The 20,008-nt window shown below is 67.8% G+C and carries 19 protein-coding genes; 8 read left to right on the top strand and 11 right to left on the bottom strand.

Annotated elements, in window-relative coordinates; genetic code table 11:
- Positions 1–64 precede the first annotated feature (64 nt).
- Positions 65–736 (top strand): pyrimidine 5'-nucleotidase, encoded by a 672-nt coding sequence (locus tag D1610_RS05725; protein WP_118863190.1) that lies wholly within the window; start codon positions 65–67, stop codon positions 734–736.
- Entirely contained in the window at positions 733–1,551 is an 819-nt protein-coding gene (gene dapD / locus D1610_RS05720) for a 2,3,4,5-tetrahydropyridine-2,6-dicarboxylate N-succinyltransferase (protein WP_118863189.1), read from the top strand. The genes D1610_RS05725 and dapD overlap by 4 nt, the downstream gene beginning before the upstream one ends.
- A gap of 9 nt (positions 1,552–1,560) precedes the next feature.
- Here the strand turns inward: dapD and D1610_RS16805 are convergent, their stop codons facing one another.
- Positions 1,561–2,250: a hypothetical protein gene (locus D1610_RS16805; protein ID WP_147414266.1), complete on the bottom strand. Its 690-nt coding sequence runs from the start codon at positions 2,248–2,250 to the stop codon at positions 1,561–1,563.
- 121 nt (positions 2,251–2,371) lie between these two features.
- Between D1610_RS16805 and D1610_RS05715 the strand changes: the two genes are divergently transcribed.
- On the top strand, positions 2,372–3,139 hold the full coding sequence (locus D1610_RS05715) for a tryptophan 2,3-dioxygenase (protein ID WP_118863188.1): 768 nt from the start codon (positions 2,372–2,374) through the stop codon (positions 3,137–3,139).
- 214 nt (positions 3,140–3,353) lie between these two features.
- On the opposite strand, the gene aac(3) is transcribed toward D1610_RS05715, so the two are convergent.
- Genes aac(3) through D1610_RS05700 form a run of 3 tightly spaced genes read right to left on the bottom strand, consistent with a single transcriptional unit; the run spans position 3,354 to position 5,546 of the window.
- The gene (gene aac(3), locus D1610_RS05710) at positions 3,354–4,145 is read right to left on the bottom strand and encodes an aminoglycoside 3-N-acetyltransferase (RefSeq protein WP_281268960.1); all 792 of its coding nucleotides are present in this window, start codon (positions 4,143–4,145) and stop codon (positions 3,354–3,356) included.
- A 2-nt stretch (positions 4,146–4,147) separates the two neighbouring features.
- Positions 4,148–4,582, bottom strand: a complete 435-nt coding sequence (locus D1610_RS05705) for a CoA-binding protein (protein ID WP_118863186.1) — start codon at positions 4,580–4,582, stop codon at positions 4,148–4,150.
- Entirely contained in the window at positions 4,566–5,546 is a 981-nt protein-coding gene (locus D1610_RS05700) for a P-loop NTPase (RefSeq protein ID WP_118863185.1), read from the bottom strand. The genes D1610_RS05705 and D1610_RS05700 overlap by 17 nt, the downstream gene beginning before the upstream one ends.
- Positions 5,547–5,616: 70 nt before the next feature.
- Here D1610_RS05700 and hflK point away from each other — a divergent pair, with 70 nt between their 5' ends.
- From hflK to D1610_RS05680, 4 genes are all read left to right on the top strand, one after another.
- On the top strand, positions 5,617–6,738 hold the full coding sequence (gene hflK / locus D1610_RS05695) for a protease modulator HflK (protein WP_118863184.1): 1,122 nt from the start codon (positions 5,617–5,619) through the stop codon (positions 6,736–6,738).
- Positions 6,735–7,589, top strand: coding sequence for a protease modulator HflC (hflC, locus tag D1610_RS05690; protein ID WP_118863183.1), 855 nt, complete (start codon positions 6,735–6,737; stop codon positions 7,587–7,589). The genes hflK and hflC overlap by 4 nt, the downstream gene beginning before the upstream one ends.
- Positions 7,590–7,703: 114 nt before the next feature.
- A complete protein-coding gene (locus D1610_RS05685; RefSeq protein ID WP_118863182.1) occupies positions 7,704–9,254 on the top strand; it encodes a Do family serine endopeptidase in 1,551 nt (516 codons plus the stop codon).
- Between the two features lie 67 nt (positions 9,255–9,321).
- Positions 9,322–10,938 (top strand): helicase HerA-like domain-containing protein, encoded by a 1,617-nt coding sequence (locus D1610_RS05680; RefSeq protein ID WP_118863181.1) that lies wholly within the window; start codon positions 9,322–9,324, stop codon positions 10,936–10,938.
- Between the two features lie 139 nt (positions 10,939–11,077).
- On the opposite strand, the gene D1610_RS05675 is transcribed toward D1610_RS05680, so the two are convergent.
- Positions 11,078–13,306 (bottom strand): TonB-dependent receptor plug domain-containing protein, encoded by a 2,229-nt coding sequence (locus D1610_RS05675; protein ID WP_118863180.1) that lies wholly within the window; start codon positions 13,304–13,306, stop codon positions 11,078–11,080.
- Positions 13,307–13,379: 73 nt separating this feature from the next.
- Here D1610_RS05675 and D1610_RS05670 point away from each other — a divergent pair, with 73 nt between their 5' ends.
- Positions 13,380–14,435 (top strand): phytase, encoded by a 1,056-nt coding sequence (locus tag D1610_RS05670; RefSeq protein ID WP_118863179.1) that lies wholly within the window; start codon positions 13,380–13,382, stop codon positions 14,433–14,435.
- A 106-nt stretch (positions 14,436–14,541) separates the two neighbouring features.
- Here the strand turns inward: D1610_RS05670 and D1610_RS05665 are convergent, their stop codons facing one another.
- The 6 genes from D1610_RS05665 to D1610_RS05640 all read right to left on the bottom strand — a co-directional run bounded on the left by D1610_RS05665 (position 14,542) and on the right by D1610_RS05640 (position 19,928).
- On the bottom strand, positions 14,542–14,937 hold the full coding sequence (locus D1610_RS05665; protein WP_118863178.1) for an acyl-CoA thioesterase: 396 nt from the start codon (positions 14,935–14,937) through the stop codon (positions 14,542–14,544).
- A gap of 43 nt (positions 14,938–14,980) precedes the next feature.
- Positions 14,981–16,294 carry a glycoside hydrolase family 130 protein gene (locus D1610_RS05660; protein WP_118863177.1) on the bottom strand — a complete coding sequence of 438 codons (1,314 nt, stop codon included), beginning with the start codon at positions 16,292–16,294 and terminating at the stop codon, positions 14,981–14,983.
- 41 nt (positions 16,295–16,335) lie between these two features.
- Complete coding sequence (locus tag D1610_RS05655; protein WP_118863176.1) at positions 16,336–18,609, bottom strand: glycosyltransferase family 4 protein; 2,274 nt, start codon at positions 18,607–18,609, stop codon at positions 16,336–16,338.
- A gap of 134 nt (positions 18,610–18,743) precedes the next feature.
- Positions 18,744–19,190 carry a preQ(1) synthase gene (gene queF / locus D1610_RS05650; protein ID WP_118863175.1) on the bottom strand — a complete coding sequence of 149 codons (447 nt, stop codon included), beginning with the start codon at positions 19,188–19,190 and terminating at the stop codon, positions 18,744–18,746.
- 31 nt (positions 19,191–19,221) lie between these two features.
- Positions 19,222–19,641, bottom strand: coding sequence for a PIN domain-containing protein (locus D1610_RS05645; RefSeq protein ID WP_118863174.1), 420 nt, complete (start codon positions 19,639–19,641; stop codon positions 19,222–19,224).
- A complete protein-coding gene (locus D1610_RS05640; protein WP_222926940.1) occupies positions 19,638–19,928 on the bottom strand; it encodes a hypothetical protein in 291 nt (96 codons plus the stop codon). Before D1610_RS05640 ends, D1610_RS05645 begins: the two co-directional genes overlap by 4 nt.
- Positions 19,929–20,008: the final 80 nt, after the last annotated feature.

Genomic DNA, 20,008 nt, shown 5'->3' with positions numbered 1-20,008 from the left:
GGCCAAAAGCAGCGCGCGCCGTGCTTGTCCGCCGCCGGTCGCCTCGATATGCCGCGCGGCGACCATGCTCGCGCAACTGCCCCATGTCCGCAACTGGATATTCGACCTCGACAACACGCTCTATCCGGCGGCTTCGGGGCTGTTCGCGCTGATCGACGAGCGGATGGGCGCGTTCGTGCAGCGGCTGCTGGGCTGCGACGCCGAGGAGGCGTACCGGGTGCAGAAGGCGCTGTTCGTCAGCCATGGCACGACGCTTTCGGGGTTGATGGAGACGCACGATGTCGATCCGCGCGAATTCCTCGAATACGTCCACGACATCGCGCTGGATGCGCTGACCGGCGATCCGGCGCTGGCCGACACGATCGCGCGGCTGCCGGGGCGCAAGCTGATCTTCACCAACGGCAGCGACGGCCATGCCCGCCGCGTGCTCGATCGGCTGGGGCTGGGCGGCTGCTTCGAGGCGGTGCACGACATCCAGGCCTGCGCCTATGTGCCCAAGCCCGACGCGCGCGCCTATCGATCGCTGTGCGACCGCTTCGGCATCGATCCGGCGGAAAGCCTGTTCGCCGACGACATGCCGCGCAACCTGGCCCCGGCCAAGGCGATCGGCATGACCACCTTGTGGATCGACAACGGATCGGAGGACGCCGGCGTGGGCCCCTGCGACAGCTTCATCGATCATCGCACCACCGATCTGGGCCAATGGCTCAACGAACTGATGGGAGAACCCGCTTGACCGACCTCGAAGCCACGATCGACGCCGCGTGGGAGGACCGCGCGAGCGTCTCGACCGCCACCACCGGCGCGGTGCGCGATGCGGTGGCGACCGCGCTCGATCTGCTCGATTCGGGCAAGGCGCGGGTGGCCGAGCCAGACGGCGACGGCTGGCGGGTCAACCAGTGGCTGAAGAAGGCGGTGCTGCTTTCCTTCCGGCTGAACGACAATGCCGTGATGCCGGGGCCGGGCGGCAGTGCCTGGTTCGACAAGGTGCCGTCCAAGTTCGAGGGCTGGGGCGAGAACCGCTTTCGCGAGGCCGGCTTCCGCGCGGTTCCGGGCAGCATCGTCCGCCGCGGCGCGTTCATCGGGCGCGGCGCGGTGCTGATGCCCAGCTTCGTCAATATCGGCGCCTATGTCGGCGAGGGATCGATGATCGACGGCTGGGCGACGGTGGGCAGCTGCGCGCAGATCGGGCGCGACGTCCATATCTCGGGCGGGGCGGGGATCGGCGGGGTGCTGGAGCCGCTGCAGGCCGATCCCGTCATCATCGGCGACGGCGCGTTCATCGGCGCGCGCGCCGAGGTGGCCGAGGGCGTGCGCGTGGGCGAGGGCGCGGTGCTGTCGATGGGCGTCTATCTGGGCGCCTCGACCAGGATCGTCGACCGCGCGACGGGCGAGGTGTTCCGCGGAGAGGTGCCGCCCTATGCGGTGGTCGTGCCCGGCAGCCTGGGCGGGGGCGACGGCAAGCCCGCGCTCTACTGCGCGGTGATCGTCAAGCGGGTGGACGAGCAGACGCGATCGAAGACCAGCATCAACGAGCTGCTGAGGGACTGACATATGCCGTCACCGCGGACTCGCTCCGGGTTCCGTCCGTCCGTCCACGAGCGCTGCCGCCGGGGGCTGCGGCGTTTTGAGCATTATCGCGCGACTCTGAATGTGCGGCCCGATGGATGCCGGAATGAATCCGGCATGACGATTGGGTAAGGCGAAGCCTGCCACCGCAGATTGACGGTTTTGAGACTCCGCTGATGCAGGGGCGACCTGCCGCGCAAGTTGACGGTTTTGAGAAAATCGCAGGTCGACGCCTGAGCACTGCTCGCTTGATCCAGCGTCCGCAAGTTGACGCTTTTGGGAGATTTGCGGCTCCGCGCCGGAAATTCCGGCGCGCGGTGCGATCCCGGCACGCGCAAGTTGACGCTTTTGAGGAATTCGCCCCTCAAACGTATGTTCGTCCGGGGCCGTGCCGCGGGCGCGGAACGCTTCGACGAGCCGGCGGATGCGCGCGGGCCGGCGCGCCAGCGCGCGTTCGGCGCGCAGCCGGCGGCGCGTGGCGAGCGCCGCGTCCCAATCCGCCGCGAAGCGCGCGCCGCAGGGCCGCTTGCGCAGCGCATAGGCGCCGGCGGCGGACAGCCCGCAGGCGCGGGCGGCGGCGCGGACGCCTCCGCCCTCGGCGATGACGGCGCAGAAACGGGCCTGGGCGGCGGCGGTCCAGCCGTAATCGGGACGGCGCTTGGTGGTTGTGGTGATTCTCATTTGCGTATGGTAACCTATATGGTTCTATGTAGGACAGCGAAAAATGCGCTGACGGCGGCTGCTCGCCACGGCTTGCGGCCCCTGCCTTCGCAGGGGCGACGGATGGGGTTATGGCGGGCGAATGACCGACACCGACATGACCTATGGGCGCTATCTCGCGCTCGACGACATCCTTTCCGCGCAGCATCCGATCTCCGACAGGCATGACGAGCTGCTGTTCATCGTCATCCACCAGACCAAGGAGCTGTGGCTGAAGCAGGCGATCGCCGAGATCGCGCTGGCGCAGTCGCTGATCGACCAGGACCGGCCGGTCGAGGCGTATAAGAGCCTGGCGCGGGTCAGCCGCATCCAGGCGGTGATGACGCTTTCGTGGGACGTGCTCGCGACGATGACGCCGAGCGACTATACCGAGTTCCGCCATGTGCTGGGCAGATCTTCGGGCTTCCAGTCCGACCAGTTCCGCACCGTCGAGGTGATGCTGGGCATCCGCGACGGCGCGCGGTTCGGGCCGATGACCGCCGGGGCGGCGGCGCGGCCGAGCCTGTGGGACGCGGCCAACGCGGCGCTGGCGCGCGCCGGCTTCGCGGTGCCGGAAACCGCCCTTTCGCGCGACTGGACGGCCGCCTATCGGCCCGACCCGGGGGTGGAGGCGGCGTGGGCCGAGGTCTATCGCGATCCGGCGCGCTGGTGGGAATTGTACCAGCTCGCCGAGAAGCTGGTCGATATCGACGACGCGCTCGCCACCTGGCGGCACAAGCATGTGCTGACCGTATCGCGCATCATCGGCGGCAAGCGCGGGACGGGCGGCACCGCGGGGGTGCCGTATCTCGAATCGACGCTGACCAAGCGGGCGTTTCCCGAGCTGTGGAGTTTGAGGACGCTGCTTTAGGGCTGAGATCCTCCCTCGGTGCGCAGCTCCGGGGGAGGGGACCACGACGCGCAGCGTCGTGGTGGAGGGGGCTTTCGCGAGCGCTGGATGCCCCCTCCACCATGCTTCGGCCACGGATTGCTTCGCAATCCGGCTCCGCGGCTGCAATGTGCCCCCGGCACATTGCTGGTCGCCGCTACGCCCCCCTCCCCCGCAGCGAAGCTGCGAGGGAGGATTACCGGCACCGCCGCTCGATCCAGTCGACCGCGAAGGGCGTGATCGCCGCCGCGTCGACCACGATGGTCATCGCATCGCCGACCAGGCCGGTCTGGCCCTGCCCGGTCGCCAGAAAATCCTCCACGATCGTCGCGAAATAATCGTCCGCCAGGTCTGCCACCACGGGTTCGGCGGTGTCGAATTCCTCGACCCTGCGCCATTCGACGCCGCCTTCGCGGGCGAAGGGGACCTCCACGCGCTTGATGCGCTTGCCCGGCACGCGGGCGAGATGCTCGGCGTGGTGGAGCAGGGTCATCGTATCGAGCGGGGCGCCGATCATCGCGACCTTGCCGCGCGCCTCGACCAGCTTCGCCAGCGGCGTGTCCGGCCCGTAGCCGAAATCCAGCGGGTGATCGGCGGTGAGCCATTCGGCCCGCGCGCCGATCGCGGCGACCGACGCGCCAGGGCTGCCGCTGCGCAGCGCGCCGGGCGTGGTGCGGAGGAATTCGGGCAGCACGCCATTGTCGCGGATCGCGCGCGAGGCGGCGGGATCGAAGGGCGGGACGTGGCCGCGCCATTCATCGGGCACGCGGCCTGCGGCGTCGAGCAGCGGCTCGTAGCAGGCGTCCCAATCGGTATAGGCCATCACCGTTCCGGCTGGGCCGACGGCGTCGCGCAGGGCGGCGATCAGCGTATCGGGACCGCCGAGGACCGGGCCGACGCGCGACACCGCGGCGTGCGCCATGACGATGTCGCCCGGCCCGATGCCGAGCGGGGCGAGGTCGTCGCGCAGGGCGGCGCGGGTGTGCAGGGTCAGGCGTCCGCTATGGGCGCGATGCCGAGCCGGGCGAGCTCGATCTTGGGGCAGCGGTCCATCACCACCTTGAGGCCCGCCGCCTCGGCGCGGGCGGCCGCCTCCTCGTTGATCACGCCGATCTGCAGCCAGACCGCCTTCGCGCCCGCCGCGATCGCCTCGTCCACCGCCTCGCCCGCGGCGTTCGGCCGGCGGAAGATGTCGACCAGGTCGATCGGATCACCCAGCTGCGAAAGCTCGCGGAAGACGAACTCGCCATGGATATGCTCGCCCGTGATCTGGGGATTGACCGGGATGACGCGGTAGCCGTGATCCTGGAGCGCCTTCATCACGCCGTAGCTCGGCCGGTCGGGCCGGTCGGACGCGCCGATCATCGCGATGGTGCGCGTTTCCTCGAGAAGCCGGCGGATGTCTTCGTCACTGGTCAGCGGCATGGGGCGCTCCTTTGCTCAGCCACGCCGCGACACGGGTGGCGATCCCGGTGAACGCCGCGCCGTGCGGACCTGTTCCGGCCGCCGGCGGCTCGCCCGCGTCGCTGGCGGTGCGGATGGCGATATCGAGCGGGATGCGGCCGAGGAAGGGGAGGCCGAGCTCGCGGGCCGCGGCCTCCGCGCCGCCGCTGCCGAAGGGGTCAGAGATTTCGCCGCAATGGGGGCAGGCATAGCCGGCCATGTTCTCGACGATCCCGATCACCGGCACGCCCGCCTTGGCGAACAGGTCGATGGCGCGGCGGGCGTCGATCAGCGACAGGTCCTGCGGGGTCGAGACGATCACCGCGCCCGTCGGACGGTATTTCTGGATCATCGTCAGCTGGACGTCGCCGGTGCCGGGGGGCAGGTCGATCACCAGCGTGTCGCAAGCGCCCCAATCGGCCTCGGCGAGCTGCGCCAGCGCGCCCGCCGCCATCGGCCCGCGCCAGGCGATCGCCTGATCGGCGGCGACGAGCTGGCCCATCGAGAGCAAAGGCACGCCGTAAGGGGTGGGGACGGGAATCAGCGTCTTCTGCCGAGCTTGCGGCTTGCTGCCCTCGACATTCATCAATTTTGGCTGCGACGGGCCGTAGATGTCGGCGTCGATCAGGCCGACCTTGCGGCCCGCCCTTGCCAGCGCGATGGCGAGATTGGCGGCGACGGTCGACTTGCCGACACCGCCCTTGCCGCTGGCGACGGCGACGAGCTGGCGCTTCACCCGGTCGCTGGTGAGGAGCACGCGCACCTCGCCCGCGCCCTGTTCGGCGAGCAGGGCCCGCGCGTCCGCCTCGAGCGCCTTCTGCCCTTCGCCCGACAATCCGGTCGCGTCGAGGATGACGCTGGCGCGGTCGCCGTCGAGCCGGAGCGACTGGACGCGGCCGGGCGCGAGGGCTTCGAGGGCGACTTCGAGGCGGGTCTGATCGGGCATGGCGGGCAGATAGGGCGATTTCGCAGGCGCGCCACTGTTTTTCCCGACCGTCGCCCCTATAAAGACGATCATGGCGACACGACTATGGTGGCGCGGGCTCGGCTCCGTGTTCAATAACGACAACAGCAACGGCCCCTGGGGCAACCGCGGCGGCGGCTCGGGCGGTTCCGGCGGGGATGGCGGCAAGGGCGGCGGCGGTGGCGGCGACGGCCCGCGCAACCCGTGGAACGTGCCTCCGCCCGGCAAGCGGCCGGGGCAGGGCGGCCCGACCGCGCTCGACGAGCTGTTGAAGCGCGCCAAGGGCGGCATGCCCAAGACGCCGGGCGGCAAGTCGTTCGTGCCGCTGGCGCTGCTGCTGCTGGTCGCCGCCTGGCTGTTCCTGACATCGGTCCACCGGATCGGCCCGCAGGAGCGCGGCGTGATCCTGCTGCTGGGCAACTATGCCGGCACGCTCAATCCCGGCATCGGCTTCACCGCGCCCTGGCCGATCGCGACGCTGACCAAGATCGACGTCGAGGAGATCCGCACCGAGGATATCCCGGCGGGCACGGGCAGCACCGAGAATCTGATGCTGACCGGCGACCAGAACATCATCGACCTGCAATATTCGGTGCGCTGGAACATCCGCGATCCCGAGCGCTACCTGTTCCAGCTGGCCGAGCCCAACGACACCGTGCGCGAGACCGCCGAGAGCGCGATGCGCGCGGTGGTCGCGACGGTGACGCTGGACGAGGCGATCGGCGCCGGCCGGGGCGATGTCGAGCAGCGGGTCCAGCGGCTGGCGCAGCAGATGCTCGACGAATATCGCTCCGGCGTGTCGATCCAGGGCGTCGCGATCAAGCAGGCCGATCCGCCCACCGCGGTGCTCGACGCGTTCAAGAGCGTGTCCGCCGCGCAGCAGACCGCGCAGACCTATCTGAACGAGGCGCGCGCCTATTCGCAGCAGGTGACCGCCCGCGCGCAGGGCGAGGCGGCGCGGTTCGACAAGGTCTATGCCGAATATGTCCAGGCGCCCGAGGTGACGCGGCGGCGCATGTATTACGAGACGATGGAGAAGGTGTTGTCCAAGGTCGACAAGACGATCGTCGAGACCGACAATGTGACGCCCTATCTGCCGCTCGACCAGATCAGGCGGCGGCAGCAGGCGGCGCCGCAGCCCGCCCCCTCGACCCCGACGGAGGCCGGACGATGAGCCGCGTGCTGCGCAATCCGATCGCGCTGGGCGTGATCGCCCTGCTGCTGCTGATCCTGGGCGCATCGACGCTCGCCGTCGTGCCCGAGACCAAGCAGGCGGTGATCGTCCGCTTCGGCGAGCCGATCCGCATCATCAACGAATACAAGCCTGGCGAGGATTTCGGCAATTCGGGCGCGGGGCTGATCGCCCGCTGGCCGTTCGCCGACCGCATCGTCTGGGTCGACAAGCGCGTGCTCGACATCGACATGGATCGCCAGCAGGTGCTCTCCACCGACCAGCTGCGCCTGCAGGTCGACGCCTTCGCGCGCTATCGCATCGTCGATCCGCTCAGGATGGTGATCACCGCGGGTTCGGAGCAGCGCGTGTCCGACCAGCTGCGCCCGATCCTGGGGTCGGCGATCCGCAACGAGCTGGGCAAGCGCCAATTCGCCGCGCTGCTCAGCCCCGAGCGCGGACAGGTGATGGACAATATCCAGGCCGGCCTCAACCGCGTCGCGCGGCAATATGGCGCGGAGATCGTCGATGTCCGCATCAAGCGCGCCGACCTGCCCGAGGGCAGCCCGCTGGAAAGCGCGTTCCAGCGGATGCGCAGCGCGCGCGAGCAGGAGGCGCTGACGATCAGGGCGCAGGGCGCGCGCCAGGCGCAGATCGTCCGCGCCGAGGCCGATGCGACCGCATCGCGCATCTACGCCGAAAGCTTCGGCAAGGATCCGGGCTTCTACGATTTCTATCGCGCGATGGAATCCTATGAGCGGACCTTCGGCACCGACGGCACCACGCCGGAAGGGGCGACCAGCATCATCCTTTCGCCCGACAACGACTATCTGAGGGCGTTTCGCGGGCGCTGACGCGACGGAATGATATGTAAAGCCTGTCGGATCGTTCATATTCAATCCGCGTTCAGCAAGCGTGCGCGATTTTCCGCCCCATTGGGGATGGACTGACCAGAGGAACACACACACGTGCGATATGCCTACGCCATCACTTCCGCGCTGCTGATCGGCGGCGCCGCCGCGACCATGACGCTGCAGCAGCCGCTCGGCGCGCAGACCCCGCAGAACCCGGTCGGCATGCAGGCCGCCGCGCCGCGCCCCGGCGCGCCGCTGTCCTTCGCCGAGCTGACCGCGCGGCTGCAGCCGGCGGTGGTCAACATCTCGACCACGCAGCGCGTGCCCGTGCAGACCGGCAATCCCTTCGCCGGCACGCCGTTCGAGGATTTCTTCGGCCAGTTCGGCGGACGCCGCGGCCAGGGCCAGGGCGGGCAGCCGGCCACACGCCCGGCGCAGTCGCTGGGATCGGGCTTCATCATCTCGGCGGACGGCTATGTCGTCACCAACAACCATGTGATCGCCGCGGGCACGCAGGGCGCGGTGGTCGAGGAAATCCGCGTCACGCTGCCCGATCGCCGCGAGTTCGTCGCCAAGCTGATCGGCCGCGATCCCGAATCGGACCTGGCGCTGCTCAAGATCGACGCCACCGGGCTGCCCTTCGTGCGCTTCGGCGATTCGACCGAGACGCGGGTGGGTGATTGGGTGCTGGCGATCGGCAATCCGTTCGGCTTGGGCGGGTCGGTCTCCGCGGGCATCGTCTCCGCGCTGCACCGTTCGACCGGCGCCAACGGCAGCGCCGCCTATGACCGCTACATCCAGACCGACGCGGCGATCAATCGGGGCAATTCGGGCGGGCCGATGTTCGACCTGAACGGCAATGTCGTCGGGATCAATTCATCGATCTTCTCGCCGACGGGCGGCAATGTCGGCATCGGCTTCGCCATTCCGGCGGAGATCGCCAAGCCGATCATCGACACCCTGCGCCGCGGCGAAGAGGTGGAGCGCGGCTATCTCGGCGTCGGCATCCAGCCGGTGACGCCCGACATCGCCGGATCGCTGGGCCTGCAGCGCAACCGCGGCGAGCTGGTCAGCCGGGTCGAGCCGGGCGAGGGCGCCGAGCGCGGCGGCATCCAGGTCGGCGACGTGATCGTCGAGGTGAACAACCAGGAGGTCACCCCCGACAACACGCTGAGCTTCATCGTCGCCAACCTGCCCGTCGGCACCCGGGTGCCGATCGAGCTGATCCGCGACGGTCGCCGCCGGACCGTGACCGTCACCGTCGGCAAGCGTCCGTCGGCGGAAGAGCTGGCGGGCTTCAACGCCGACGAGAACGCCGATCCGCTGGGCAGCGGCAATCCCGAGAACGAGGCGGCGGCGGCCAATGCGCTGGGGCTGCAGTTGACGCCATTGACGCCGCGGATCGCGCGCGACCTGCGGCTCAACGCGAACGAGCGCGGCATGGTGATCGTCAGCGTCGATCCGTCGAGCGACGCGGCCGCCAAGGGGCTGCGGCGCGGCCTCGTGATCCAGTCGGTCAATCAGCGTCCGGTGACCACGGACGCGGAGGTCAGCGCCATCGTCGCCGAGGCGCGCCGCGCCGGCCGCGACAATGTGCTGCTCTATGTCCATTCGCCGCGCGAGCGGCAGAGCATCTATATCGCGGTCGAGCTTTCCGATAGCTGACGCGCATTTCCATCGGTGAACGGCCCCGCTATCAACGCGGGGCCGTTTGCATTTGGGGAGAGCGTGGATGTCCGAAGAGGGGCTGTTCATCGGATCGGGCGGCGGCAAGCCGCAGACGCTCAACTTCCGCCGCGCCAACCGGCACGGGCTGATCGCCGGCGCGACCGGCACCGGCAAGACGGTGACCCTGCAGGGCATCGCCGAGGGTTTTTCCGCAGCCGGCGTGCCGGTGTTCGTCGCCGATGTGAAGGGCGACCTGTCCGGCCTGGCGATGGCGGGCTCGCCCACCGCCAAGAGCCATGACGCCTTCGCCGCGCGGGCGGCCGAGATCGGCTATGCCGACTGGTCCTATGCCGACAATCCCGTGCAGTTCTGGGATCTGTTCGGCGAGCAGGGCCATCCGATCCGCACCACCGTATCCGAGATGGGGCCGCTGCTGCTCGCGCGGCTGATGGGGCTGAACGAGGTGCAAGAGGGCGTGCTGACCATCGCCTTCCACGTCGCCGACAAGGACGGGCTGCTGCTGCTCGACCTCGACGATCTGCAGGCGATGCTGGCGCATTGCGGCGAGCGCGCGGACGAGCTGACGACGACCTACGGCAACGTCTCCAAACAGTCGATCGGCGCGATCCAGCGCGCGCTGCTGCAGCTGCGGAGCCAGGGCGGCGACCATTTCTTCGGCGAGCCGGCGCTGACGCTTTCCGATTTCATCGCCACCGACGACCAGGGGCGCGGCATCGTCAACATCCTCGCCGCCGACAAGCTGATGGCGAGCCCCAAGCTCTATTCGACCTTCCTGCTGTGGCTGCTCTCCGAGCTGTTCGAATCGCTTCCCGAGGTGGGCGATCCCGACAAGCCCAAGCTGGTCTTCTTCTTCGACGAGGCGCATCTGCTGTTCGACGAGGCGCCCGACGCGCTGCTCGACAAGGTGGAGCAGGTGGTGCGGCTGATCCGGTCGAAGGGGGTCGGCGTCTATTTCATCACGCAGAACCCGATCGACATCCCCGAAAAGGTCGCCGGGCAGCTCGGCAACCGGGTGCAGCACGCGCTGCGCGCCTTCACCCCGCGCGACGAGAAGGCGATCCGGTCGGCGGCGGAGACCTTCCGCGCCAATCCGGGGGTCGACGTCGCCGCCGCGATCACCGAGCTGAAGGTGGGCGAGGCCTTGGTCTCGCTGCTGCAGGCCGATGGATCGCCATCACCGGTCGAGCGCACGCTGATCAAGCCGCCGCGTTCGCGGCTCGGCCCGGTGACGCCGGTCGAGCGCGGCGTGATCCGCGAGACCGATGCGATCGGCGACAAGTACGACGCGCTGCTCGATCGCGAATCGGCGGAGGAACTGCTGGCGGCGAAGGCGAACGAGGCGGCGGCGGCCGCCGCCGAGGCCAAGGCGCAGGCGGAGGCGGAGAAGGCGGCCGCCGCCCAGGCCAAGGAGGATGCGCGCGCGGCGAAGGAGGCCGAGCGCGCCAGGCTCGCCCAGCAGAAGGAGGCCGATCGCCAGGCCGCGATCCAGCGCCGCGAGGCCGAACGCGCCGCGCGCGAGGCGGCCAGGCCCAGCCTGGCCGACAAGATGCTCCAGTCTGCCGCGCGGTCGGCCGCGTCGTCGATCGGCCGCAAGGTCGCCGGCAACCTCGGAAGCAGCCTGCTGCGCGGGCTGCTGGGCGGGCTGTTCAAGGGGCGGTGATTTATCCTCCCCGGAACGGGGAGGGGGACCAGCCGCAGGCTGGTGGAGGGGGAGCGCCGCGAGCGAATCGTTTGCCGAAAGCCCCCTCCACCACCGCCTTCGGCGGCGGTCCCCCTCCCCGCAGGGCGGGGAGGATTAGTTAGAACGCGGCCCTGAGCGTTACCTGGATCAGCTGGCCCGAGCGCTCGCGCTCGATCTCATATTCGTCGAGATCGCCGGCGGCGCGATTATCGAGGATCTCCTGCAGCGAATCGCCGTCATATTTGCGGAAATCCTCCTTCTTCCGGCGATCGAGGATGTTCTGCACGGTCAGGCGAAGCACGAAATTTTCGCCGAAGCGCTTTTCGACGAACGCTTCTAGATCGGGATCGTAGCGCAGGTTGATCACCTCATCGAAGTTCGATTCGAACGCCCCGCTGCGGCCGGAGATGGTCGCGCCGAAGCTGGCGTCCAGGCTGCGCACGGTCTGGATGAAGCCGACATTGTAGACATGGTGCGGCTGGTTGTTGAACCGGCGTTCCTCACGCGTGAACGGGTCGATCGTCTTGCTGTCGAGATAGGTGTAGTTGGCGAACAGGCCGGTGTCGGGCATGCCGAAACCGGTCAGCGGCACCGACAGGTCGAACTCGGCGCCCCAGGTCTGGCCGTCGCCGATATTCTGCGGGGTGAACAGCTGGCCGTCGCCGGCGTCGCCGATCACCACCAGCTCGATCAGATCGGTGATGTCGCGGTAGAAGAAATTGACGCCGACGATGCCGGCCGCGCCGAGCCGGCGTTCGTAACCGACATCCACGCCCCAGCTCTTCTGGTTGCGCAGCGCCGGGTTGCCGACCGTGGTGTCCTCGTCGCCGGGGCTCTCTTCCTGTTCATAGGGCGAGATCAGATCATAATCGGGGCGACGGACGGTGCGCGCGAAGGAGGCGCGGAACTGGTCGTCGGCGGTCGGCGCGAATTTGAGGTGCAGCGATGGCGTGAGCAGCTCGTTGTCGTAATCGACATCGTCGAAGCCTTCGGCGCCCACGGTGCGGCGCGTGATCTCGTATCGCAGCCCGGCATCGACGGTGAAGGCCGGCGTCGGCTCCAGCGTCACGCGGACATAGGGGTCGTAGCGCTCTTCCTCGATCGTGAAGGCGAAGTCGTCGCCGATGAAATTGCCGTTGTTCAGGCCGTTGCGGCTCTTACTGAGCAGATCGATGCCGGTCTTGACTCCCAGGCCGCTATCTTTGCCGAAGCGGGCGAAGAGGGTGCCGGTATATTCGTCGTCGCTAAGGTCGATGATCGACGTATCGACCTCGATCTCCTCATCCTCGAAATTCTCCGCGGTTTCGGTGGCGATCGAATCCTCGCGATAGGAGGACCAGCCGGCGGCGAGGCCAAGCTCGACCCCGCCCAATGGGATTAGCGCGTCGCCCGATAGCGCATAGGTCTGCTGGTTGATGTCCTCGACCTGGACGACACGCTCGACATAGTCGAGGTCCTCGCCCTCATAGACGCGCGAATCCTCGGTCTCGATGCGGTTGGTGTCGACGAAGAAGCCGCCGACGCGCACCCGCCCGCCGCCGGCGAATTCGTGCGCGATCTCGGCGCTGCCCGAAAGATCGCTGCCGTCGCGCGTATCGGCCTGGTCCTCGCGGTCGTCGAATTCGGGATCGCTCTCGTGCGATCCCTCGCCGGTGGTCGGCTCGCCGCCGAACCGGTAGGACACCTTGTCCTTCGGATTGCGGCGTTCCTGATAGTTGAGCGCGGCCCAGAAGCTGGTCGATTCGCCGAGCCTTCCGGCATAGGCGGCGGCGGCCGAGGGGCGGGTCTCGCCATCGCGGCCATTTATCAACGCGCCCAGCTTGGCGAAGCCACCTTCGAAGCTGGCGCTTTCCTTGGTCACGACGTTGAGCGTGCCGGCGACGCCCTCGCTCGGCTGGTCGGCGCGGGGTGCACGGACGATCTCGATCCGCTCGACCAGCTCGGCGGGGATGCGATCGACGAAGAAGCTGCCGTCCGCCTCGCCGCCCGGTGCGCGGCGGCCGTTGATCAGCACCTGGGTGAAGCCCGGCGGCAGTCCACGGAACTGCGCGCCGTCATATTCGAGCACGTCCGATGTGAAGGTGACGCCCGGCACGCGCTTGAGCATCTCACCGACCGAAACGGGTTCGAACCGCTGGAAATATTCGAGGTCGTAGCTGAGGACGGGGTTCACGTCATCGGTGCGGTTGCGGAAGGCGATATTGCCGGTGACGATGATGTCGGAGGCGTCCTGCGACGTATCGGCGGCGAGCGCCGTTACCGCAGCCGATTCCTGCGCCGCCACCGGTGTCGCCAGCACCACGCCGAACGCCGCGCCCGCGCGCAGCAGCGCCTTCAATCCCGCCATGAAACCCCCGCAGTCAAATTGTCACACAGCCGGCCTATCCGGCTGCGGTCTGAGGGGCCGTTAGGGGGAAGCAATGTCGGTTTCGCGTCGTGGCAGTTACGGTTTGATGATGATCGCGGGTCTGCTCGCCGGGTGCGCGGGCGAGGTGCCGATCGAGACGCGGATCGCCAACGCGCTGCCCGCGGCGATGGTGCAGGCCAAGGGTGAGACCGAGGCGGTCGCGACCGCCAATGCCGACGCCGCCGACGATCCGGCGATCTGGCGCAATGCCGGGAATCCCGCCGCCAGCCTGATCGTCGGCACCGACAAGAAGGCCGGGCTGCATGTCTATGGGCTCGACGGCCGCTCGCGCGATTTCGCGGCCGCTGGCCTCGTCAACAATGTCGCGCTGGTGCGGGCGTCGGACGGCCGGGTGATCGTCGTCGCGAGCGACCGCAACGATCCAGCCCGCGCGAAGATCGCGCTCTATGCGCTCGACACCGTCGCCGCCAAGCTGAGCCCGATCGGCAAGGTCGATGCGGGGGCGGGCGAGGCTTACGGCATCTGCACCTATGCGCCGCCCGCCGCATCCTCCGACACGCTGGTGCAGGTGGTGTCGGTGCTCAAGGGCGGTTCGATCGCGCTGATCGAGATCGCCAAGGATCTGTCGGCGAAGACCGTCCGCACCTGGAAGGTGCCGACCCAGGCCGAGGGGTGCGTGGTCGAATCGGTCAGCGGCGCGGTCTATGTCGGCGAGGAGGATGTCGGCATCTGGCGTTTCTCGATCCTGGGCGACGACACGCAGGGCCGGCTGATCGCGCGGGCCGACGGCAAGCAGCTGGTCGCCGATGTCGAGGGGCTGGCGATCGCCTTCGGGGAGCGCCGCTACCTGGTGGCGTCGAGCCAGGGCGACAATGCGTACACCGTCTACAGCCTGCCCGACCACCGCTATCTCGGCCGCTTCCGCATCGCCGCGGGCCGGTTCGGCCCGGTCGAGGAAACCGACGGCATCGAGCTGAAGATGGGCGACTTCGGACCGGACTATCCGCAGGGCCTGTTCGTCGCGCAGGACGGGATGAACGAGCCAAGGGCGCAGAATTTCAAGCTGGTCAGCTGGGCGGACGTGAAGGCGGCGCTGGGGCTGGAATAGCGAGATGTCCGTCGCCCCTGCGCAGGCAGGGGCCTCAGTCGGCAAGATCGGTATCTGGTGTGCCACAAACCCGGAGGCCCCTGCCTGCGCAGGGGCGACGCTAAAGTCACCCGAAGAACTTCGCCGCCAGCTCCTTCGCCACGCGCACGGGGCGCAGCGTCTCGGCGTCGAGGCAGCACCAGCTGGACTTCACCTCGGCCAGCACTTCCTCGCCGCGCCTGATCAGCGTGTCGTAGAAGGCGCGGGCGCCCTCGACCTTTTGCAGGACGGTCGTAGCGATCACCTCGTCGTTGAGGAAGGCGGGCTTGCGGTAGGTGATCTCGTGCTTGAGCGCGACCCACAGATGCGCCGCCACCGCCTCGTCGGGCGCGAAGCGGCGCCAGTGCGCGACGACCGCGTCCTGCACCCAGCGCAGGTAATGCGCGTTATTGACGTGGCCCATGAAATCGATGTCGCTCGCGGCGATCTCGATCGGGTGATGATGCGGCAGCGCGGTAGTCACGCCCCAATATGTTCACGCGCCAACCGGCTTACAAGCATGTAAGTTAGGCCGATGCGCGTTTCCGTGGCTCGACGCTCTCCGCCGGCGTCATCGCTGCCAGCACCGTATCGATCCCGACGAAGGCGAAGGCGACCGAGCTGTCCGCCACCCCGTAGGGGATGAACAGCGAGTCGCCGTGCTTCATCGCGCCGCAGGTATAGACGACGTTGGGCACATAGCCCTCGCGGTTCTCGCTCGCCGGCGCGATCAGCGGTTCGGCGGTGCGCGCCAGCACCCTCGACGGATCGTCCTTGTCGAGCAACGCCGCGCCGATCGCGTATTTGCGCATCGCGCCGACGCCGTGGGTCAGCAGCAGCCAGCCTTCATCGATCTCGATCGGCGGGCCGCAATTGCCGATCTGGACCAGCTCCCAGGGATATTCTGGCTCAAGGATGCGCTCGCCCTCTTCCCAATGGGTCAGCGTGTCGGAGGTGAGCAGATAGAGATTTTCGCCGTCCTGCCGGCCGATCGCGGCATATTTGCCGTTCACCTTGCGCGGGAACAGCGCGATCCCCTTGTTGCGCGCGGCGGGGCCGGTCATCGGCACCAGATCGAATGCGCGGAAATCCCTGGTCCTGAGCAGTTCGGACTGGATCGCCGAGCCGTTATAGGCGGTATAGGTGCCCAGCCATTCCGCCGCGCCGTCGTCATGGGCGAACTTGACGAGGCGCAGATCCTCCAGGCCCTTCGACTGGGCTTCGGTGATCGGGAAGATCACCGTGCCCGACAGCGTCGAATCGCGGTGGCGGTGGACCGTGACCGGGCCTTGGGGGATTTCGTCCTCGTCGCCATGCGTGTCCGTCGCGGTGGCGAAGGGCGGCTCGGGCGCGAGCTTCAGCTTGTTCTCGCTGGTGATGATGCCCTCACGAAAGGCGACCGAGGAGATATGGCCCTCGCCCACCGCGCGCAGCGACATCAGGATGCGGCACGATCCCCTGGGCATGCCCGACTGGTCGTAATGCGGCACCACGCTGGGGTTCATCAGCGCCGCGGCGGCATAGCTGTATTCGTGGCAGAAATAGGCGCCGATCAGCTGGCGCTTCTCGTCCCCGATCTTGCTGCCGTCGAGGCCGAGCTGCGCCTCTATCTCGTCATAGCGGGTCATGAACACGCGCCGCGTCTGCCAGTGGCGCGCCTCGAAATCGCGCAGCACCTCCTGCAGCTCGTCGCGCGCCTGCTGCGCGCTCATCCGCAGCACCTCTCCCACCAGGCGCTGGGTGCGGCTGGAGGTGCCCTGCCAGCTGATGTGGAAAGGGCGCACCACCACGCGCGAGGGATCGGCGAACAGCCGCAGGCTATGGGTGAAGATAGGCTCCATGTCCTCCCCTTCGAAGGGCAAGAAAGCCGACTTGAGCGAAATCAGGCTACGGCGGCGTTGCGCGCTTCATTCCCGATTTGGGCGCGCTTGGAAAGCCCGGAAATGGCGGTGGTCGCCAATTGCAGCGCCAGGATCGATTCGGCGCCCTGGTTGCGGTTGACGCCGTGCGGCATCAGCCCGTCGAAACAGCCGCCGTCGTCGCCGCTCGCAAGCGGCAGATCGAGGTCGTTGGCGCCGAGATACCAGCGATAGGCGCGCATCGCCTCGTCGATCCAGCGCGGATCGCCCGAAACGTCGTGCGCGGCCTCGCACGCGTCGATCGTCGCCTGCGCCTCCAGCGGCTGCTGATCGAAGGGCAGGGGCGGCTGGTAGGGGCGGCCGAAGCTGTCGGTCCCGACCGCGCGGAAGCGACCTTCGGGCGAGGTCTGCTGGGCGATGATCCAGTCGAGCGTGTCGAGCCCGCAGCGGATGAAATCGCCACGCCCGATCGCCCGGCCGGCGCGGATCAGCGCCTCGGGAAGCCGCGCATTGTCATAGGCGAGGACGATCTCGAACCAGCGCCATTCGGGACGGCGCGCGCTGTCGGCGAGCGCGACCAGCTCCTCGCCGAACCGTTCGAGGATGCGCCGCGACAGCTGGTGTCCGGGACGCGCCTCCAGCATCGCCGCCGCGCCGAGCATGGCGAAGGCGTGGGTGCGGGGGCTCTGCATGTCGAAGGCGATGTCGCCCGTCATGTCGAACAGGTTGACCGCCCAGTCGCGCAGCTTGAGCGCGCGGCCGTCGCGCGCGGTGCGGCCGAGCGCCCATAGCGTCCGTCCGTTCGAATCCTCCGAACCCTCCTCCTCGCACCAGCTGCGATCGAAGTTCATGAAGTTGCGGAAACGGCGGGCCTGGTCGTTCCAGGCGTGCTGGACGAAGGAGGCGTAGACCGTGGTCCATCTGTCGCGCACGCCGTCGTCTATGCCGTCGACCACGTTCAGCAGGATCAGCGCGCGGGCATTGTCGTCGATACAATAGCCGTGGCGGCGATCGGGCACCGAATAGATCGCGTGCTGCAGCATGCCGGTCGCATCGCTCATCCGTTCGATCGCGGCGATGTCGGGCGGCAGGATGCGCGTCATCCGGTCGGCCGCGGCGATGCGGCGCGGCTTGGCGGGAATGATCGTCTCGATCTCCGCCATCGCCGATTCGGCGCTGCGTTCCCACACCATCGTCCGCCCGCGGGCATAGGCGCGCGCCATCAGTTCGGCGCGGTCATCTTTGTTCTTCAACAGCCGGCCGGTCTCGCGCGCGAACCCCTCCGCGTCGCCGAAATCGACCAGCACGCCGTGGCCGTCGGCAAGGATCTCGGTGGCGTGGACATAGGGCGTGGACACGACCGGCTTGCCCAGCCCGATCGCGTAGCTGAGCGTGCCCGAGGTGATCTGCGCCGGGTTGTTGTAGGGCGTGACGTAGATGTCCGCGGCCTGGAGATAGTCGAGCAGCTCGTCATGCTCGACGAAGCCGTCGATCAGCCGGACATTGTGCGCGACCCCCAGTCTGGCGATCTGCGCCTGCAGACGGGCGCGATAGGCCTCGCCCTCATGTTCGATCAGGTTGGGATGCGTCGCGCCTAACACGATGTAGAGCGCGTTGGGGCACGCCCTGGCGATCGCCGGCATCGCCGCGATCATCGTCTCGATCCCCTTGTTGGGGGCGAGCAGGCCGAAGGTCAGGATGATCTCTCGGCCCTGCCAGCCGAAGCGCGCCTTCATCGTGTCCGGATCGACCAGCGGACGATCGGGCACGCCGTGCGGGATCATCGCGATCGATGCCGGATCGGCGCCGTACACGCGCTCCAGTATGTCGCGGCCGCGATCGGCCATGACGATCACCTTGGCGGCGCGGCGAAGCAGCGCGTCCATCACCATCCGCTCTTCGGGCGTCGGCTTTTCGAGCACGGTGTGGAGCGTGACGATGAGGGGAATGGTCAGCCGGTCGAGCAATGCGAGCAGGAACGATCCCGCCGGCCCGCCGAAGATGCCGTATTCATGCTGCACCCACAGCGCCTGCGCGCCGCTCGCGGTGATCCTGCGCGCCGCCTCGACATAGGCGGCGCGGTCGTCCTGCGGGATCGCGTGGGTCACCTCGGGCGGATAGGCGTAGCGGCCGGGGTGATCGTCCATCGCATAGACGTCGACCGCGACATCGGGGAAGCGGCGGACGAGCGCTTCATAAGTGTCGGCGGTAAAGGTGGCGAGCCCGCAGCGACGCGGCAGGAAGTTGCCGAGCATGGCGATCCGGCGGATGGAATGCTTGCCTGACGAACCAGCCATGGGAATCCTTCGCAAGTGCAAAACGCCGGGGTGAATCCCAAGCTACGGAAGGCACAACGACTCGCGATTGTTAAGGTTGCAGCAATGCTGCGACGCAGCAATCGAGAATCGCTATGATCTCGATCAAGTGTTGCTTAACCGCGACCGCGATAGCCGGGCACGTCCTGCGGCGGCAGCCACAGGCCCTGGGGCGGCTCGCCCGATTGCCAGAAGACGTCGATGGGAATGCCGCCGCGCGGATACCAATATCCGCCGATACGCAGCCATAGCGGCTGCATTTCCTCGGTCAGCCGCTCGCCGATGCCGACGGTGCAATCCTCGTGAAAGGCGCGGTGATTGCGGAAGGCGCCGAGGAACAGCTTGAGCGACTTGGACTCGACGATGGTTTGCGCCGGCGCATAGTCGATCACGAGATGCGCGAAGTCCGGCTGGCCGGTCACCGGACACAGCGAGGTGAACTCGGGCGCGGTGAAGCGCACCAGATAGGGTCGCCCGGGGCGGGGATTGGGCACATAGTCGAGCACCGCCTGCTCGGGCGATTCGGGAAGGGCGGAGGGCTGGCCGAGATGTTTTGGGGTCATGGCGCGGATGTAGGCGCTGCCGCGCCCGGCGTCACCCTGCGTCGCGGAACGGGTTCACGATGCGCACGCCGTCGACGACGTGACCGTGCTGCATGTCCTCGGTCGCCAGCGTGTCGCAACCCGAGGCTACGGCGGCAGCGATGATCATGCAGTCCCACCAGGAATAGTTTGTGCGACCTTTGATCTCCCAGGCCAGATCGGTCAGCGGCATGTCGAGAGGCTGGACGGGAAAGCGTCGCCAGCGATCGATTAATGCCTTGGCCGTCTCGTCTGGCAACCGATCCGGCCGCGTCCGCTTGGTAGCCTGCGTGAAAAACTCGTTGAAAACCTGTGCCGAGAGCGCGCATCGCCGAGATTTGAGCAGATCGATGGCGAGCCCGCGTTTGACTTGATCTTCACGTCTGTCGCTGATCGAGTAGAGCAGGACGTTGGTATCGACGAAAATAGTCATCCTGCGCGGCGACGGCGATCTTTGGCAAGCGCTGCTTCGTGCTCGGCGCGCCTCGCGTCACGATCGTAGAGTTCCTCGCGGATCATCCTTTCCCCGCCGTTGAAGTTCTTGATGTCCGCGCGAATTTCATCCTCCTCACGCGCCAGCCGATCAAACTCGCTCTCCTCCGCGCCGTAGCTTTGCAACAATTCGCGCACGACGGACGACAGCGAGCGATCCGCCTCCGCCGCGCGGCGGCGGGCATTGCGATAGGTGACATCATCGAGTGATACTGTGACGTTCTTCACATTTTCACAGTAGCGCATCCCGATCGCACATTCAACCGCACGCGCTTCCTCGACAGCCCCCGTGCGCCCGATTAGGGGTG

Origin of the sequence: Sphingomonas gilva (assembly GCF_003515075.1) — a bacterium.
Lineage (GTDB): Bacteria > Pseudomonadota > Alphaproteobacteria > Sphingomonadales > Sphingomonadaceae > Sphingomonas > Sphingomonas gilva.
Note: the sequence above shows the minus strand (reverse complement) of the source record. Positions and strands in the feature narration are given on the sequence as shown.